Origin of the sequence: Candidatus Symbiobacter mobilis CR, from assembly GCF_000477435.1 — a bacterium.
Classification (GTDB): Bacteria; Pseudomonadota; Gammaproteobacteria; order Burkholderiales; family Burkholderiaceae_C; genus Rhodoferax; species Rhodoferax mobilis.
On sequence record NC_022576.1, the window covers coordinates 2,302,852 to 2,320,845 of the forward strand.

At 56.7% G+C, this 17,994-nt stretch carries 11 protein-coding genes; 4 read left to right on the forward strand and 7 right to left on the reverse strand.

Annotated elements, in window-relative coordinates:
* The first annotated feature begins 238 nt into the window (after nucleotides 1–238).
* Together CENROD_RS09440 and CENROD_RS09445 are read left to right on the forward strand one after the other, a co-directional pair.
* Nucleotides 239–4,144: a glycoside hydrolase family 3 protein gene (locus CENROD_RS09440; RefSeq protein ID WP_022775211.1), complete on the forward strand. Its 3,906-nt coding sequence runs from the start codon at nucleotides 239–241 to the stop codon at nucleotides 4,142–4,144.
* 471 nt (nucleotides 4,145–4,615) lie between these two features.
* Nucleotides 4,616–6,514 carry a hypothetical protein gene (locus CENROD_RS09445; protein ID WP_022775216.1) on the forward strand — a complete coding sequence of 633 codons (1,899 nt, stop codon included), beginning with the start codon at nucleotides 4,616–4,618 and terminating at the stop codon, nucleotides 6,512–6,514.
* 171 nt (nucleotides 6,515–6,685) lie between these two features.
* Here CENROD_RS09445 and CENROD_RS12620 read toward each other — a convergent pair whose 3' ends face one another.
* From CENROD_RS12620 to CENROD_RS09470, 5 genes are all read right to left on the reverse strand, one after another.
* Nucleotides 6,686–11,518 (reverse strand): PAS domain S-box protein, encoded by a 4,833-nt coding sequence (locus CENROD_RS12620; protein ID WP_022775220.1) that lies wholly within the window; start codon nucleotides 11,516–11,518, stop codon nucleotides 6,686–6,688.
* 217 nt (nucleotides 11,519–11,735) lie between these two features.
* Nucleotides 11,736–13,001: a glycine cleavage system aminomethyltransferase GcvT gene (gcvT, locus tag CENROD_RS09455; RefSeq protein WP_022775224.1), complete on the reverse strand. Its 1,266-nt coding sequence runs from the start codon at nucleotides 12,999–13,001 to the stop codon at nucleotides 11,736–11,738.
* A 22-nt stretch (nucleotides 13,002–13,023) separates the two neighbouring features.
* Nucleotides 13,024–13,596: a type II secretion system protein gene (locus CENROD_RS09460; RefSeq protein ID WP_022775228.1), complete on the reverse strand. Its 573-nt coding sequence runs from the start codon at nucleotides 13,594–13,596 to the stop codon at nucleotides 13,024–13,026.
* On the reverse strand, nucleotides 13,583–13,954 hold the full coding sequence (locus tag CENROD_RS09465; RefSeq protein WP_022775232.1) for a type II secretion system protein: 372 nt from the start codon (nucleotides 13,952–13,954) through the stop codon (nucleotides 13,583–13,585). The genes CENROD_RS09460 and CENROD_RS09465 overlap by 14 nt, the downstream gene beginning before the upstream one ends.
* 13 nt (nucleotides 13,955–13,967) lie before the next feature.
* A complete protein-coding gene (locus tag CENROD_RS09470) occupies nucleotides 13,968–14,450 on the reverse strand; it encodes a type II secretion system protein (RefSeq protein ID WP_041194558.1) in 483 nt (160 codons plus the stop codon).
* A gap of 258 nt (nucleotides 14,451–14,708) precedes the next feature.
* On the opposite strand from CENROD_RS09470, the gene CENROD_RS13945 reads away from it, so the two are divergent.
* Nucleotides 14,709–15,065: a hypothetical protein gene (locus CENROD_RS13945; protein WP_022775240.1), complete on the forward strand. Its 357-nt coding sequence runs from the start codon at nucleotides 14,709–14,711 to the stop codon at nucleotides 15,063–15,065.
* 18 nt (nucleotides 15,066–15,083) lie between these two features.
* A complete protein-coding gene (pyrF, locus tag CENROD_RS09480) occupies nucleotides 15,084–15,959 on the forward strand; it encodes an orotidine-5'-phosphate decarboxylase (RefSeq protein WP_022775244.1) in 876 nt (291 codons plus the stop codon).
* A gap of 65 nt (nucleotides 15,960–16,024) precedes the next feature.
* Here the strand turns inward: pyrF and CENROD_RS09485 are convergent, their stop codons facing one another.
* Nucleotides 16,025–16,402 carry a CZB domain-containing protein gene (locus tag CENROD_RS09485; RefSeq protein ID WP_041193493.1) on the reverse strand — a complete coding sequence of 126 codons (378 nt, stop codon included), beginning with the start codon at nucleotides 16,400–16,402 and terminating at the stop codon, nucleotides 16,025–16,027.
* A gap of 94 nt (nucleotides 16,403–16,496) precedes the next feature.
* Nucleotides 16,497–17,957: a metalloprotease TldD gene (gene tldD / locus CENROD_RS09490; RefSeq protein WP_041193495.1), complete on the reverse strand. Its 1,461-nt coding sequence runs from the start codon at nucleotides 17,955–17,957 to the stop codon at nucleotides 16,497–16,499.
* Nucleotides 17,958–17,994 lie beyond the last annotated feature (37 nt).

Here is a 17,994-nt window from a genome sequence, read left to right on the forward strand (position 1 = left end):
GCGACCGCTAGGCGCGAAGCGCTTGCGGATGATGGGGTGCGTGGCCGCTGCCGGGGGGATGTTCCGGCGCATCGCAGGCTGCTCTCCAGTACCGGCGCCATCGATAGCTACTGACAGCTTCCGACAGCTACCGATTGGTAGGCCGATGATGCAAAGGCCCAGTTACCAGTGCGGGCCATTATTCGTTGCCGTGGTAACACGGCGTAGCCCCAACCAACAAGGATTTGTGAGGGCATTTATGCGTACCTTTTTCCCTTATTCGCGCAATGCGGTAGCTTTGGCTGCTGCGTTGACTGTAGCAATCATGGCAGGTTGCGGAGGTGGTTCTTCCACGGACGACCCCTCCACGGACGACCCCGGCACCACTACGGGGTTGAGCTATACACCCCTGACGGACTGGCCTACGCTCGTCAGCGATATTCAGAAAAACGCGACGATCGAGCAAGAGGTGAAAGCGCTCGTCGATAGCATGACGCTGGCGGAAAAAGTCGGCCAGATGGTGCAGCCGGAAACCATCAGCATCACACCGGCCGAGGTAGGGCAATACTTCATCGGATCGGTATTGAGCGGAGGTGGCACTTGGCCTGATGGCAACAAGACTGCCAGCGCAGCCGATTGGGTGCAGCGTGCCGACGATTATTGGGCGGCATCGCAGACTACGCGGCTCAAGGTTCCCGTAATGTGGGGGATTGATGCCGTACACGGGCACAACAACGTCTACAAAGCGACCATCTTCCCGCACAACATCGGGTTGGGTGCTGCGAACGACCCTGCGTTGATTCAACGCATTGGCGAGGCAACGGCCATGCAGCTTGCCGCCACGGGCACTGACTGGAACTTTGGGCCGACGGTGGCTGTTGCGCGTGACGACCGATGGGGGCGTACCTACGAAAGCTATTCGGAAGACCCGAAGATCGTCAACGACTATGCAAGCAGGATGGTCAAGGGGCTGCAAGGCGATTTCACGAGAACCACCAGCCCGAACGTGATTGCTACCGCCAAGCATTTCATTGGCGACGGTGGAACCGACCTGGGTGATAACGAAGGTGTCAACAAGTCGAGCAAGATCGACATGATCAACATCCATGGCTGGGGCTACTACTCCGCGATCGATGCCGGGGTACAGACGGTCATGGCATCGTTCAGCAGTTGGGTCAGTGATGGCATCACCGTCGGGAAGATGCACGGCAGCAAGGAAATGCTGACCGATGTGCTCAAAACCAAGATGGGATTCGATGGCCTCGTCATCGGGGACTGGAACGGCCATGCGCAGGTCACAGGCTGTACCAATACGAGCTGTGCTGCGGCCATCAACGCCGGGGTTGACATCATCATGGTGCCGGCTGACTGGAAGGCATTCCTTACCGACACGATTACGAAGGTCGAGAGCAACACCATTCCGATTGCGCGTATCAATGACGCGGTGACCCGCATCTTGCGTGTCAAGAAGCGTGCTGGGCTTTTCGCTGCCCTGCGCCCGACGCAGCGTGCGAATGCTGGGGTGGAAGCCAAGCTGCTGCACCGTGACTTGGCGCGGGAGGCCGTGCGGAAATCCTTGGTGCTGTTGAAGAACAACGGTGAGGTGTTGCCACTACAGCGTGGCAAAAGAATCCTGGTCGTCGGCAAGAGTGCGGACAGCATTCCCAATCAGATGGGTGGCTGGTCGCTGACTTGGCAAGGTACCAGCAATACCAATGCGGACTTTCCGAACGCCGACAGCATCCTCGCCGGCATCCGGGAGGCCGCAGGCACCTTCAACGTGACCTACAGCAAGGATGCCACCGGGGTGGACCCGACCCAGTTCGATGCGGTCATTGCCGTGCTTGGCGAAGAGCCGTATGCAGAGTCCCAGGGTGACATCGATCCGATGGCAGACACGGGGACGTTGGAGCACGCGCTGCGCGCCCCGGACGACTTGGCGGTGCTGAACAAAGTCAGCGGCAAGGGCAAGCCTGTGGTGACGGTGTTCATTGCGGGTCGGCCTTTGGTCGTCAACAAGGAACTCAACCGCTCGAACGCCTTTGTCATGGCATGGCTCCCGGGTTCGGAAGGAAAGGGCGTGGCCGATGTGCTGTTCCGCAAGGCGGATGGTTCCGTGAACGTTGGGTTTACCGGCAAGCTATCCTTCTCGTGGCCGAAGTCCGAGTGCCAGTCTCCGCTCAATGTCGGCAGTGATCGCACGACATACGCGACGGACAACACCCCGCTGTTTGCCTATGGGTATGGTCTGCGCTATGGCGACAACAAGACCGTGGCCAACCAAACCGAACCCACGCGGAATTACGGGTGTGGCCAGTCGGCTCCAGTGGTCGTTCCGCCTGCTACCGAAGAGCTTGCGTTCTTCAAGAACGGCAGCGCGCAGACAGACTTCACGCTTGCGCTGGGGTCGTCGGTAGGTACCGACAATTGGTACAAACCTGTCGGCACGCAGTCGTCATTGACGGTTGCTCCGATCCAGATTGAAACCGGCAAGCAAATCACCGCAGCGGGGGATGCGTTCCAAATCACGGTGTCCCCGAACAACGGGGAAGGGCAGGTGTACATCCAGTACACGCAGAACGGCACGCATGGCGGATCCAACGACTTGAGCAGCTATGCAGCGGACGGAGCCAATACGGCGCTGGTGTTCGACACCATCGTACACACCGCCCCTTCCGGGGAAGTCGAGATGCGCATCGCAGATGCATGGCCCAAGATCGCAACGATGAGCGCCAAGAACCTGTTCAAGAGTATGCAGGTGGGCACCAAGTACACCGCGAAAGTGCCGTTGACGTGCTTTACCAAGAAGGACGCTTTTTCGTTCAAGAAAGTGGCTACGCCGTTCTTGTTGGGGGTGGCCAATGCGTCGTTCTCTGCATCGTTTGCCAACATCCGTTGGGTTCCCGGCGCTGCGGATGATGCCGATGCAAGTTGCGAGTCGGTAACCCCCAGCGGTAGCACGACGACCGCCGAACTGGCGTTGTTGAACCAGACCGTGCCATCGCCATACGGGATGTACCTGGGGTCTGCTACTGCGCCAACGAGTGGAGCGTCTGGAGCCAACACTTGGAGGCAGCCGATCAGCGCCGTATTGCCAGCAATGAGCGTGGTGACGGATCCGACAAACGTGAGCGCGAAGAAAGTCACGTGGACGGGTACAGAGCTTGGACAGGTGTATATCCAGCGCAGCGATGAGAAACCCACCGGCGATGTGACGCAATACCAGAACAAGGACACTGCGCTGGTATTTGATGCCCAGGTGTACCAGGCTCCGCAGGGGGTGGTGACGATGCAGTTGGATTCGCAATGGCCCAATCGTGCTTTGTGGACCGCTACGCAGATGTTCAAGAACATCGGTACGACGAAGAAGACGGTGAAGGTTCCGTTGTCGTGCTTCGTGAATACGACTGCTGACCAGAGCACAGGCTTCCATTACGACAAAGCGTTGACGCTGTTCTTTGTAGGCACCGACAAGGCTTTCCAAGCCTCGTTCTCCAACATCCGTTGGGTTGTAGGCGCAGCGAAAGATGTCGACGCGGTGCAATGCGATGGGACCTTCCCGAGCGTTAGCCCGACGACTCCCGAACTGGCGTTGTTGAACCAAACCGTTCCATCGCCATACGGGATGTACCTGGGGTCTGCTACTGCGCCAACGAGTGGAGCGTCTGGAGAAAACTGGTGGAGGCAGCCGATCAGCGCCGTATTGCCGGCAATGAGTGTGGTGACGGATCCGACAGACGCGAGCGCGAAGAAAGTCACGTGGACGGGTACAGAGCTTGGACAGGTGTACATCCAGCGCAGCGATGAGAAACCCACCGGTGATGTGACGCAATACCAGAACAAGGACACTGCGCTGGTATTTGATGCCCAGGTGTACCAGGCTCCGCAGGGGGTGGTGACGATGCAGTTGGACTCGCAATGGCCCAATCGTGCTTTGTGGACCGCTACGCAGATGTTCCAGAACCTAGGTACGACGAAGAAGACAGTGAAGGTGCCGTTGTCGTGCTTCGTCAACACGACTGATGACCACAGCACAGGCTTCCATTACGACAAAGCGTTGACGCTGTTCTTCGTAGGCACCAACAAGCAGTTCCAAGCCTCGTTCTCCAACATCCGTTGGGTTGTAGGCGCAGCGAAGGATGCCGACGCGGTGCTATGCAACTAGCCATGGCGCAACCATAGTCGGCTAGGGGTCGGGCGAGGTCGTTCGAAGCGGCCTTGCCCATGGCACGGGCCTGCCATCGGCGGGTTCGTTGCCAACCCCACGGGGCGCGTTGCCGGGGAGACTTGGCGGCGCGCCGTTTTTTTTGGCATCTGCATTGGCAGATTTTTTTCGACGATATGAAAAACCCCTTCCCAGAACCCCTGCGTACCAGGGTCGTTGCCGTGGTATTCGAGGCTGCTGTGTTGCTGGCCATCGCCGCGCCGGAGTGATGTGCTGGAATTACTTCACGCACGGATCGAACCCGCACCACTATTTCAATTTTTCCATGCCGACGCACTCACGGTGTATGAGTTTTTTCGAGATGGATACAGCAATCGCTAGAACAGCAATGAATCTGGAAGTTTCCTATTTGTGGTGGATGTGATGATATCAAGGGGTCCAATATTCCTACTGCTCATCCTGGTTTCAGCGATGGTGATGTTTAGAGGGTTTTTTCTACCAGGTTGGCCGACTGGCCTCGATTTGGGAACGCACTACTATTTATCAGTAGAGAAGTATTCGCTCCTGCAAGAAACCGGTTTCCGGGACGGGCTGTTGCACCAGTGGTATCTGGGATTTTCGCCATACGCATATTATCCAGATTTGTTTTACCTTGTCTTTTCAGCAAGCAAGGCACTTTTCACACCATTGATCGCTGACATTGATATTTACAAACTGCTACTGGTGGGCGTTTTCTATTTGCCTATCTGTGGTGCCTACGCGCTGTCATTCACCCTTTCGGGGTCCGTCCTGTTTTCGCTCGTAGCTGCGGTATTGGTTGTATCGGTCTCCGTGTTTTCTGGAGCAGGCATCCAGGGGCATTTTCAGATCGGGTTGATCAACCAGACTCTTGGGATGGGGCTTTATCTGTATTTTTTGACGTTCTTCCTACAGTGGCGCGACAAGGGGGGGTGGCGATTAGGTATGAAAGTACTGTGCATCTTTTTGTTGATAGTTCAGGCACACATCATCACTTTGGCTGTTACATTCTTGACATTGGCGATACTCCTGCCGTGGTTTTACTTCACTTCGGTAAGACCATATCGCTGCCAGTATGCACGAGAAGATTGGGTCAAAATGGCCGCAGTGGGATTTCCAGCGGTGGTTTGTCTTGGAAGCCTCGCTTTTCGAATTGTGCGTTATTGGGGCGAGCAAGGCGCACGCACCGGTTGGGGAGATATTGATCTCCTACAGCAGTCAATGTCGGGCAGCATATTCTCGACTGGTTTTGTCAACGCATCTGTAGTGGTGATTATTATTGCCGCATTGCTGCTGGAACGCTTTCGACACCGTACTCTCGCACTGGTAGTGGTTTGTGCCTTGCTCTTGTTCCTGGGCACAGGTTTCGTGCGGTTCGGAGGAATGTTGGATATATTCAATTCCGTATTCAGACACCGTGCTTTTGGCTTTGCAGGTGTTGTGGCGATGGTTTTGGCAAGTGTTGCTCTATTCCAATTGTGGCAGAGCAGTGGAACGATGCCTTCTACTTCACGGAAAGTCTCTCGATGGGGTCTGGTGGGGTTGGTATCCGCTCTGGTCATCAGTGCAATGTCCAAGTCTTACGAGGAGAGCGACACAATCCGTGTTTCTTCTTCTTTGCAAGCCCCTCAGGGGGATTCTTATCTACGAATTGCGGATCGGATACGGTTGGAAACACCGCAAGAAAGTGTGATTCTTTACCAACTGAACGGGGACAATGGGCATGATGCGCCGTTCGTTTACCTGGCATCCAGTCTTGCCGTTTTCAGCCAGCGCACGCTCGTTCAGGGCCATCAAGTGGAATCATCGCGATTGAACTTTGATGATGACATTGCACGCCTGAACCATGCTTCAGAATCTGAAATATGTACCCTATTTGAACGCACTGGTGCAACGCATATTCTTGCATGGAGTCCACCCGCGCTCAGTCGTTTTGCGCAGGCTTCTTGCCTGATGGAAGTGATGTCTGAAGGACATTTTCATCTTTTTTCGTATCGTAATGCCACGTTCAGTCGAATGATCGGAAATGTTCGGGTTTCCAGTTTCTTCCATTCTCGCCATCGCTATGCTTGGGTCGTTCATAGTGAGTTAGAAAAAAATCTGCTATTCTTGGGTCTGTCGTATCACCCACGTTTCTCGGCCGAGATCAATGGCAAATCTACGCAGATTGAGCGTTCGGAAAGAAATTTGATCGGAATAACTGTTGGGCGCGGGGAAAGTTTGATCGTGCTCGAATACCGTCTTCCATATTCCGAATTTGCATTGGGAATGCTAGAGATGTTTATCACAGCACTGGCTTTAGTATTTCTTTTTGTCGAGCACTTCGTTGTTCATAAATCGGACGACCTGTGAAAGATCAAGAAATTATCGAATCGTCACTGAAAAGATGGTTATGGGCCATACTTTTCCGTGCTGCAGGGCAGCGCGCCATGGTGGAAGGGCAGATCGACATCGACAACGCCATTGCCCGGGGCCAGTTGGAGATACGTCTTTCGACCCACCTTCACCGCAGCAGGAACCCGGCTACGAACCTAACCACTGGCGTAACTTGGCCGCGAGTATTTCCAAGGAAACGGGTTTCGTTAGGAAATCGTCCATGCCGACAGTCATGCATTGTTCACGGTCTTCGTCGAATACATTGGCAGTTAGCGCAATCACAGGCATTCTCTCCCGACCTGTCGATTGTTCCCATTGACGCAGATGTACCGTGGCTTCATAGCCGCTCATTACCGGCATCTGGATATCCATAAGAACCAGGTCAAAATGGTTTTGCATGATGGAATTCATGGCTTCTTGGCCATCATGAGTTGTTGTGCGCTGTAAGCCCAATCTGTCCAGCATGTCTTCGATCACCAGGCAATTGACTATATTGTCTTCCACGACCAGCACATGTCCGGCCAAGACTATAGGTTGTTCTGTGTGGTGGGGCTTGGTCGTTGTGGGCAATGCAGTGTCCTCGCTGCCGAGGCCGACGCTGACTTGAAACCAGAACCTTGACCCTTCGCCGACTTTGCTGGATACAAACGCGCTACCCTGCATCATTTCGGCCAGACGACGAACGATCGACAAACCAAGCCCCGTGCCAGTAAATCTGCGCGTGGTAGAGCTGTCAATTTGAGAAAATGGTTTGAACAGCAGATGCAAGGAATCTGGTGCGATACCGATTCCGGTGTCAGTGACGGAAAACTCCAACGTTGCTTCCATGCCGTGTATGGCAACGATTTTGGCTTCAATGCAGATATTCCCTTTTTCGGTGAATTTGATTGCATTGCTGACTAGGTTGGAAAGCATCTGCCTTAACCGATATGCATCGCCCACGAAGATTTGTGGATTGCCAGTTTTTATACACTTTAGTAAGATTCCTTTGGAGTCTGCCAAATCTTGAAAGATCGATTGCGTATTGTCAAGTATAGAGTCGACAACAAAAGGTTTGGCTGCAATTTTCAACTCACCGGCTTCGACTTTGGAAAGATCCAAAATGTCATTGAGCAAAATCAACAAGGTGTTGCCGGAGTCCAAAATCGTACGTGTATACCGGGTGTATTGCTCGGGTTGAATATCTGGTTTCAATAATAATTGGGCAATGCCCAGCATCCCATTCAACGGTGTACGAATCTCGTGGCTCATGGTGGCCAGAAATTCCGATTTGGCCCTGTTGGCAGCTTGCGCGGAGGCAACTGCCTTGATGAGTTCATCATGAATCTTGATGCGATGGAACAAATTCACCAGCATCAGAGCGAAAAGCTGAAGGAGTGCCTGCTCTTTTTCGGAAAATTGGTGCAGATTCTGCACGGCATCGAAGCCGATGAAGCCGATGCACTGGCAGCCGTCCATCAATGGCAAGGCCATGACGCTCTGAATACCCTGCGATTCCAGGATTTTCCGTAATCCGCTGTCGGGCGCCAGGGCCGCAACTTCGGGGATATACATCACTTCCCCGTTGCGGTGGTGCGCGACCCAGTCTGGAATCGCATCCAGAGGTACTGCCTGAAGCTCCCCGATTTGCGGCGCAATGCCCTCCCGGCACCATTCATGGGTGTTTTTGCAGATTTGCGCTGCAAAATCGTAGGAAAACACATAGGTACGATCTGTGTTGGCAAACCGACCTAGACGGGCAAGCGATTCATTGATGGCGGACTCTGTCTGTTCCAGCGGAACATTGATGAATGCATTGGAAATATCCATCAGTGTTTGTTGCAATGCAGACTGCGACAGAATCAGCGTTTCCGCTCGCTTGCGTTCGGTAATGTCCATGTGCGTACCAAGCATCCACATTGGTTTTCCGTCGGCAGTTCGGGTAGCTACCTGGCCACGATCCAGCACCCATACCCATTCTCCGTTCTTGTGCAACATCCGGGATTCGAATTCATAGTAATCCAGTTCCCCATGGAAATGCTTTTCTAGCATTTCGCAGCTTTGCCTCAGATCGTCGGGATGGGAGAATTTCATCCAGGTACCGATGGAAACTGGAGATATCTCTTCCAGCGTATAGCCGATGATTTCGGCCCAGCGTTCGTTGAATATGGTTTCGCCGGTCTGGACATTCCATTCCCAGGTTCCCACATGGGTTCCCTCAATGATGCCGGCCAGACGCGTGCGTTCCTCAGCGAGCTGTAGCTCTGCCGTTTTTTGGATGCTTTGGTCGTATAGATAACCGCGTATGCTGTGCAGAATGCCCTGTTCATTGCGAACCAGCATGGTGAAATCGTAGAACCAGCGGTACTCGCCACCTTTTGTTTTCAGGCGGTATGACTGTTCAAAGGTGTCGAGATGGTTCTCGATATGCTGTGCAACCTCCCGTGCGATGCGTTCGCAGTCTTCTGGATAAATCAGGTCTACGTATCGAAACTCGACAGAGACCATTTCCGCAGGACTGTAGCCAAGAATCTGCTCGACATTGGACGAGACGGTTCGCACTGGCCAATGCTCGGAATATCCCCACTCGATGGTAAAAACCGGCCCTGCACTGAAAAGCTCTTTTTCGTGCTTCAGTGCTTCTTCTGCCCTCCTGCGGTCAGTGATATCGACCATCACGGTGAGGAAATATTTTTGTCCCTGGGTTTCCAGAATTTCACCTGAAAATAAGCCATGCCGAACCGAACCGTCTTTGCAACGAACGGACAATTCGAAATCCTTGATGCGGCCTTGACGTGCCAGCAGCTCTGCGATGGCCTTTTTTTGATTTACATCATGGAATAAACCCAGTTCATCGCCGCTTTTGCCGATCAATTCGCTTCTTTCGTATCCGATAGTCCTGATGTAGGCATCATTCACATCGATCAGTTGCCGATCAGGCATGTTGGACAATGCCATCAGCGCAGGATTATTGCGGAAAAGCCGTTCGAATCGCTGCAAAGCATCCTGTTCTTTGGAAAGATCTTTGCATATACCAAAAATGCAATCTTCTCCATTCCATTTTCCAAACGAGACGCGGGTTTCTACAGGAACCAGCGAGCCTTCTTTGCGCTGAAGTGGCAAAGGACAAGCATTTCGTTCCCCCCGGAACATGGCTGCAAATATTTCCTTCGCTTCCTCTATTTTTTCTTGAGGATGCATTCCGAGTATGCCGCGATGATGGAGTTCTTCCAAGCTGTAGCCGAGTTTTTGGATCGTGGCCTCGTTGGCGTACAGCACTTGGCCATCCGGCGTTCCCACCACGAGCATATCTTGCATGGATTCGAAGAAGGCGCGGAAATTGGCCTCGCTTGCCTTGAGTTGACCTTCTGCGAGTTTGCGCTCGGTAATATCTGTGGCGATTCCAGTGTAATGAATAATGCGTCCAGATGCATTGCGCACGGGAAAAGACTTACCATGAATCCAGCAGATTTTGCCGTCAGGGCGCAAAATCCGATAGTCCATATTGAAAAAATCGGCATCCAGAAATTTTTCGTATGCTCTGGCAACAGGAGCTTGGTCTTCTTTATAAATTGCTTCCATGAAGGATGCGGGATTTTTGTAGAGGCTTTCACAGCTTCGCCCCCACACTTTTTCGTATGCAGGGTTGATGTATAGCATTTTGGTATTGTCCGCACTGCGGAGCCAAAATACCTCGCTCATATTGTGGGTTATCAAGCGCAGTTTCTCGTCCCTGTCTTCCAGTTCTTCCTCTGCTTGCAAGCGATGAATGGAATTGCCGATGATTCCACCAATCACCTTCAGCATAGAAATATCTTCTTCCAACCAGCAACACGTTTTCTGCATCAAATCAAAACCAAAAAACCCTACAAGCTTGTTGTCAGCGCCTGCAAGGGGGATGGAAAGATGAGATTGTATGCCTTGTGCGATAAATTCTGTTTTTTCAGCATGGGCCTCAGGTGGCAGATCAGTAACGCTAGGGATATGAACAAATGGTTCCGATGTAATGCGCTGTGCCCACCATGGCAGTAACTCTACCGGTTGATTTGGGAATGTAATCTTCTGTGGATCAGTATCTGAAGAATACCATTCATGGGTATTTCTCATGATGGTCAGGTCGTCAGAAAACTGGAATAGATAACTCCGATCCGCTTTGAAGTAGGTGCCAAGCAGATGCAAGGCTGTATGGATGGCATGATCCAAAGCTGTATGGTCTTTGACTGCCGTAAATAATACGGATGCCTCGGCTGTCAAACGCTCCAAACGCAGTTGATGTTGAATTTTTTCTTGCGCCAAGATGTGTGCAGTGATGTCCCGTGCGGAGGCATACATGAGTGTCCTATTGGGACGGGCATGCCATTCAATGTACCGGTATGTCCTATCCTTGCATTGCAAGCGATTGGTGAAATGCAGAATTTCTTCACCGGATTCCAGTCTCCCCATCGCATGCAGCGTTGCATCCTTGTCGTCAGGATGCACAAAATCCAGAAATGTATTGCGGTGTAATTCTGCTGTGGAGTAACCAAGGGTATGCGTCCAGGCTTCATTGGTTTTGATGAAGTGCCCTTGCAAGTCGGCTATGCACAACAGGTCAAGATTGACAGAAAAAAACTCTTCCAATTCTTCGGATTGCCGTTTGCTTTCGGTGATATCGATGAAAACTGTTGTGAAGTAACCGTACTCGTGGGAATACGCATGCACTTTGTACCATGACCCTAATGCTTCGGAATATTGCTCGAATGTTTCATTGCCATTATTCAAAGCGATATTGCCGTAAAACCGGATCCAGTCAAATGTGGATTTCTCTATTCCAGGAATCGCGTCGCGTACCGTTTTGTGAAGAATCTTCTGCGCCACCAGCCCGGTCAGTTGCTCAAAGGCTCGATTCACTTCGAGGAAGCGGTAGTCAACTGGATTATTCTGTTCATCCAGAATGATGGCATGGTGCGCAAACCCAAAGGGGGAAGCAGTGATCAGGTTTTGTAAGAACTCATGCTGCATAATGATTGTCCTATTTGCTTCCCCTTGGTATGTGGAAACCCTGCTCGATGCGTGATCAGCGTAGCGCCAATGATCCCAAAAAAACCATGCGCTTTCGGGTTCGGCTCACGGTGATGCGTAGCACCCCAAGGCCCTGCGTTGGTTACGTGTTATAGGAGCGATGGAAGTCGCGATGGTTGCCATGCACCATTCCATATCGCCCTACCGGGTACCCAGATCAGCAGCGGCGCACGTACCGATGGGGGACGAAAGGCAGTTTGCAGACTTCCATTGCAACGGGCTTGCCTCGCACCATGGCGTGTAGGCGCGTCCCCACAGCGGCGAGGGCATGGGGCACGTAGCCCATGGCGATGGGCTGGCCTAGCGTGGGGGAAAACAGCCCGCTGCACACGTGGCCTATTTGCTGGGTACTGGGTTGGCCACGTTGTTGCAAAAAGTGATCCTCTCCCTTGTGGCCCACTGGAGGCTCCATCTGATACGCAACCGTGTTCCCAGTCGATGGCTGCCCAGCCACTCCATCTGGCTGATACAGCGGGGCTGGTTCCCGCACCGGGGTGCGTTCCATCGCAATAAGCCCGATCCGCTGGCGTATCGTGGTGGTGGCAGTGGCAGTGGCAGTGGCAGTGCGGCGTTCCTCGATGGCTTCCGCTCCGGGAAAGCCCCCGGCGCGCGCGCCGCCTGGGCGACGAACCGGGGAGATGGCCCAGTACAGGTTGGCTTCGACGGGTGTCGTCGTCGCGTCGATATCGTTGCCGTGCAGCACTAGCCCTGCTTCCAGCCGCAGCGAATTGCGCGCACCCAACCCCACGGGCCGCACTGAAGGATCCTCTAGCAGCGCTTGTGCCAGCGCAGTAGCGTCGTCGGCGGGGACGGACAGCTCGAATCCATCCTCGCCGGTATAGCCGCTTCGTGTCAGAAACACTTTCATCGTTCGCCCCGCAGCGTGGATGGTGCAGCACCCGCCGGTCAGAAACACCAGTTTCTCGACCCCCGGGGCCAGCTTGGATAGCACCCCCACGGCTTGCGGCCCTTGCAGCGCCAGCAGGGCGTGGTCGGGCAAGGGGCACAGCGCGCAGTCGTTGCCGATAAGGTGTTGGAGACGCGCAAGATCGTCGTGCTTGTGCGCGGCGTTGACGATCAGCAGAAAGTCGTACGTACGGCGGATGAGCATCAGGTCGTCGAGGATTCCGCCTTGTTCGTTCAGCAGCAGGCTGTAGCGTTGTTGCCCTATCCGAAGGTCGAGGGCATCGCAGGGGAGGGCGCGCTCCAGCGCCGCAGCAGCGTGCGGCCCGGTAACCCGAATCTGCCCCATGTGTGAGACATCGAACCACCCCGCAGCGTTGCGGGTGTGCAGGTGTTCCTGCAACAACCCTTGCGGATACTGCACGGGCATCTCGTACCCGGCGAAGGGAACCATCCGTGCGCCCAGGGATTGGTGCAGGTCGTACAGGGGGGTGCGTAGTAGCGATGGGGAGGTATGCATGGGGGCTTGGTAGTGGTTAGGGCTACGGTGGCGCGGCGATGGAGGAAGAAGAATCCGGCATACCGGGCCGGTACACGAAGTGCCAGTCGCGGTACGTGAGCGGGGGGGCGTCGTCACTGCGCGGCATGCGTGCGGTGATGGCGATGTCGGCATCCTCGGGGTCGAACCCGGCGGTTTTGCGGGGGGGGCGCTCGCTCAGGCTGTAGATGCCCATGATTCCGCCTTCTGGGGCGGGGATCGTCCCCCACTCGGCCACGCCGCGCAGGGGGTCCACATAGATGCGCCGCAGGTGCCTGCGTACGGTGGGAAAGCGGCGGTCGAGGAGCAGGTCTTCAAGCGTCGCGGGGTACCCGCCGGAGCCACTGGCCACATAACTGCGCAGGGCAGCGCGGAACTGGTGGCCGATGAACAGCAAATCGGCCTCCTGTTGCGCGCGCTCGCTCGCAGCCATCATCCGCGCTGCACCGACCGAGGCCAGCCCAAAAAACGCGACGGCCAGCAACAGGCCGACATACCCAAAGCCACGTTGGCCACTGCCTTGTTGGGCGCCCCAGCCCTGCCGAGCACAACGCGCCCAGCTTTTACCAATTGGCATACGGTTCGCCCAAGCGGGACAGCCCCACAGCGCCGCTATGCACGTCATAGACGCTGGCAGCTTCTGCATCGTCAGCAGGGGGCACGGTCTGCCAGGTCTGGTCGCTTTCGGTGAGGGGGTCGACGGGTACCGAACGCAGGTAGTTTTTGTCTACGAGGTCGGTCAGCGCTTGCGGGTATTTGCCGTGGTCGGCGTGGTACTGGTCGATGGCCTCGCGCAGGGTCGAGAGGTTGGCTTTGAGCGCAGACTCGCGTGCGTCGTCCACGCCACGCAGATACCGGGGCGCGGCGATCGATAGCAGCGTGGCGATGATCACCATCACCACCAGCAGCTCAATCAGGGTGAACCCGCGTGCCATGGCGCCCCAGCGGCTACCAGTCACGGTACGGCACGCCATTGCTGCCCACGCCGGGATGCAGCGAATAGACGTCGTACACGTCGTCGCCGGGCTGGGGGTCGTCGGGGGGGGATGCATAGCTGCGCAGGCCCCACATGTCTTCCATGGGGGTGTCCGGGTCGGCAAAGGGGTCACGCGGCAGGCGCCGCAAAAAGTAGAGCTTGCGTTCCTCGGGGCTTTTGGCGCCGGGAACGCCATCGGTCAGCGCGGCCAAATCGGGGGGGTAGCCGGTGGCATCGACACGGCGGGCGATGCGGCCATCGTCATAGGCTTTGCGGTAGGTATCAATGGCCGAGCGGATATCGCGCAGCGCCTGGCGCAATGCGCGTTCCTTGACGCGATGCTCCCCCCACTGCACGAAAGGCATCGCAGCACTGGCCAGCACGCCGACGATCACGACGACAACGAGCATTTCCACCAGGGTGAAGCCGGTGCGTCGGTGGGGAAGGCATCGCATGGGTGGAAGGGGCGGGTGCCGCATGACTCGTAGTCCAGGGAACGCCAAGGGAATGCAGTTTGTCAGGATGGGGGTGGGGGAGGGGGCCGGTGCCATGCATGGGGGGCCTACGCACCGTCTGCACGCAAACAGCACCGAAGGTGCGCCTCATGGACTATCTAGGTTCAAGATACTACAAGGTTCTTAGTAGGATGCATGTCCCCGCAGTGCATTGGGGGCAATAGGGAGACTGGTATGGAAATCAAAGGAGTGTGAACGATGCCCAATCTACGGAAAACCTTGGCCCTGGCCGCGCTATGCGGGGTGTTTTGCACTGTGTCGATCGCTGTGGCGCGGGAGGCCGCTGCAATCTCCCCGGCGGCGTCTGCTGCTACCGCTGCATCGGCCACTGCTGCCATTTCGGCCACATCCGCTACATCCGCCGTAGCGGCTAGTTCCTCTGCATCCGCTCCAGCCGCCCCCCACGCCGCAGACCCTTTTGCCCCCCCGCCCGTCCCCCACTTTCTGCTCGTCCCCAGCTCCGCGCCGTTGAGTATGGAAGAAATGCTCCGCCAGGTTCGGGAAGCCGAAGAGCGAGCGGGAATTCGTCGGGCGCCTGCGTCGGCGGCGCAGTAGAACGGGGTGGGAGCGATCATGACCTTTCTCGAACGACTGCAACGCGCCCAGCGCGACCATGATTCCCTGCTGTGCGTGGGGCTGGATCCAGACCCGGAGCGCTTTCCGCATCGGTGGCGTGGGGATGTCCAGCAGATCTTTGCGTTCTGCGCGGCCATCGTCGATGCCACCGCAGACCTGGTGCTGGCCTTCAAGCCGCAGATTGCGTATTTCTCGGCCTACCGCGCAGAGCAGCAATTGGAGCGATTGATTGCCCATATTCGCGACGTTGCGCCAGACATTCCAGTCATCCTTGATGCCAAGCGGGGGGATATCGGCAGCACTGCGGAGCGTTATGCCGTCGAGGCTTTTGAACGCTATGGCGCCGATGCGGTGACGTTGTCGCCATTTATGGGTTTCGATTCGGTGGAACCCTATCTCCGTCGGCACGACAAGGGAGCCTTTTTGCTGTGCCGCACCTCCAACCCGGGGGGGGAGGACTTTCAAACGCAGCGGCTTGCTGGGGTGGCGGGGGAACCCACGCTGTACGAGCGCATCGCCCAGTTGGCGCAAGGCGCGTGGAACCGCAACGGGCAGCTTGGGCTGGTCGTCGGCGCAACCTACCCGGCGGAAATCGCAAGGGTGCGTGCATTGGCCCCCACGCTGCCGTTGCTGATCCCCGGTATCGGCGCGCAGGGGGGCGACGTGCGCGCCACAGTGCTGGCGGGGTGGCGGGGAGCGAAGGATGGTTCGGCCGGATCCGCCGGATCCGTGAAACCCGCGCCAATCATCGTGAACTCGTCCCGCGCCATCCTCTACGCCAGCGCGGAAGAGGACTTTGCCGCAGCAGCCCGGCGGGAGGCCACCCATACCCGTGACCAATTGCGCGCCGCGTGCCGACAAGCCGAGGAATAGGCAGGGGGAGCGACGGCAGTCGCGATGCAGCTTTGCTGGAAGAAAGAAGAAACGCGGCCTTTGTGCTACATGCTGCGCAGCAGCACGACCAGCTTGCCGGATAGGTTGGACAGCTCCGACCCCAAAGCAATGGCCCGGCAAGCCGTGCTGTTATCGCCGCGCAGCGCGATGTCGAGCGCGGCGGATGCACGCAAGTGGAATTCGTGGTGTACGCGCTCAATGGCTGCCATGACGGCGGGGTCAGGACAGTAGGAGCGAAAGCTCTCCTGCAACCAGTGCCCCAGGTCGCATGTTTCGGTCACTGCGACTTCGGCAGGCGTGAACTCGCTGGTCCCACTGGTAATCGTTTGTTTGATGCGATCAAACCAGGCAAAGTGCGACTCGATGGCTGCTTGCACTCGCTGTGCTTTGTCGATGGGATGGGTAAAGTCGTTGGCGGACATGACGAGAAAGCGATAGGAAAGCAAAGCGATAGGAAAGCAATTACGCACGTGGGGAATTCCTGTACAGATTAGCCCCAAGAACGCTCGGGGCCTGCTACGCCGTGCCACCCACAGTCAGCCCTTCGATGCGCAGCGTGGGCTGCCCCACGCCGACGGGAACGCTTTGCCCTTCCTTGCCGCAGGTGCCAACGCCGGTGTCGAACTGCATGTCCGAAGCGATCATCGTGACGCGCTGCAAACATTCCGGCCCGCTGCCAATCAGCGTGGCCCCTTTGACCGGATATTGCACCTTGCCGTTCTCGACCCAGTACGCACGGCTGGTGGAAAACACGAACTTGCCCGAGGTGATATCGACCTGCCCGCCGCTGAAGTGGGTGGCGTACAACCCCTGGCGCACGCTGGCCAGCACTTCTTCCGGGGGCAGCGTTCCTGCACGCAGAAAGGTGTTGGTCATCCGGGGAATCGGTGCGCAGGCGTAGCTTTCGCGTCGTCCGTTGCCCGTCGTGCGCAGGCGCATCAGCCGGGCATTCATCGCGTCATGCAGGTAGCCGCGCAGAATGCCGTCTTCGATGAGCACGGTGCTTTGCGTGGCATTGCCTTCGTCGTCGATATTGAGAGAACCCCGCCGCAGGGGCAAGGTGCCGTCGTCGACGACGGTGACGCCTGGGGCAGCGACACGCTGGCCCACCAGACCGCTGAAGGCGCTGGAGCCTTTGCGGTTGAAGTCGGCCTCCAAGCCATGCCCCACGGCCTCGTGCAACAGGATGCCGGGCCAGCCCGCCCCCAGTACCACCGTCATTTCCCCGGCAGGGGCGGGGCGGGCTTCCAGGTTGGTGAGCGCTTCGGACACGGCGTCATCGACGCAACGCTCTACCCATTCCGCGTCGAACACGGACAAGCCCGTGCGCCCGCCGCCGCCCGAGGAACCGGTTTCCCGGCGTCCGTTTTGTTCGGCGATGACTTTGACATGCAAGCGCACCAGGGGCCGCACATCGGCCACCATGCGCCCGTCTGCGCGGACGATGAGCACGGTGTCATGCTGGGCGGCGACGCTGGCCATGACGAGCACGACGCGAGGGTCTTTGGCGCGCGCCATGCGGTCGATGTCGTGGAGCAAGGCGACCCTTGTGGCGCTGTCGGGGCTGGAGGTGGGGTCGATATCCGCGTACAGCGATGGTTTGCGCAGCCGTGGCGTTTTGCGTGCCCCCACCCGCGCCCGCCGGGATTGCGCGACCGTGGCGATCGAACGCACGGCATGTGCTGCGTCGAAGAGGGAAGGGGCGGAGATGTCGTCAGAGTAGGCGTAGGCAGTCTTTTCGCCACTCACTGCGCGCACGCCCAGCCCTTGTTCGATCGAAAAAGCCCCGGTTTTGACGATGCCTTCTTCCAGCCCCCAGCTTTGGGAGCGGGAGCACTGCAAGTACAGCTCGGCCTCCTGGACACGGTGTGCGCGGATCAGCTCCAGCGCCCGGAAAAGTTGTGGTTCATCCAGCCCCGCCGGGGCCAGAAGCTGCGCCGAGGCGCTATCAAGGAACTGTGCGGCTAGGCTAGACATGCCAAAGATTGTAGGAGCGCCCCTGTGCGAGGAAGGA

Coding starts and splice junctions, on each gene's coding strand:
- CENROD_RS09440 (WP_022775211.1), top strand. CDS start 239: ATGCGTACCTTTTTCCCTTATTCGCGCAATGCGGTAGCTTTGGCTGCT.
- CENROD_RS09445 (WP_022775216.1), top strand. CDS start 4,616: ATGGTGATGTTTAGAGGGTTTTTTCTACCAGGTTGGCCGACTGGCCTC.
- CENROD_RS12620 (WP_022775220.1), bottom strand. CDS start 11,518: ATGCAGCATGAGTTCTTACAAAACCTGATCACTGCTTCCCCCTTTGGG.
- gcvT (WP_022775224.1), bottom strand. CDS start 13,001: ATGCATACCTCCCCATCGCTACTACGCACCCCCCTGTACGACCTGCAC.
- CENROD_RS09460 (WP_022775228.1), bottom strand. CDS start 13,596: ATGCCAATTGGTAAAAGCTGGGCGCGTTGTGCTCGGCAGGGCTGGGGC.
- CENROD_RS09465 (WP_022775232.1), bottom strand. CDS start 13,954: ATGGCACGCGGGTTCACCCTGATTGAGCTGCTGGTGGTGATGGTGATC.
- CENROD_RS09470 (WP_041194558.1), bottom strand. CDS start 14,450: ATGCGATGCCTTCCCCACCGACGCACCGGCTTCACCCTGGTGGAAATG.
- CENROD_RS13945 (WP_022775240.1), top strand. CDS start 14,709: ATGCCCAATCTACGGAAAACCTTGGCCCTGGCCGCGCTATGCGGGGTG.
- pyrF (WP_022775244.1), top strand. CDS start 15,084: ATGACCTTTCTCGAACGACTGCAACGCGCCCAGCGCGACCATGATTCC.
- CENROD_RS09485 (WP_041193493.1), bottom strand. CDS start 16,402: ATGTCCGCCAACGACTTTACCCATCCCATCGACAAAGCACAGCGAGTG.
- tldD (WP_041193495.1), bottom strand. CDS start 17,957: ATGTCTAGCCTAGCCGCACAGTTCCTTGATAGCGCCTCGGCGCAGCTT.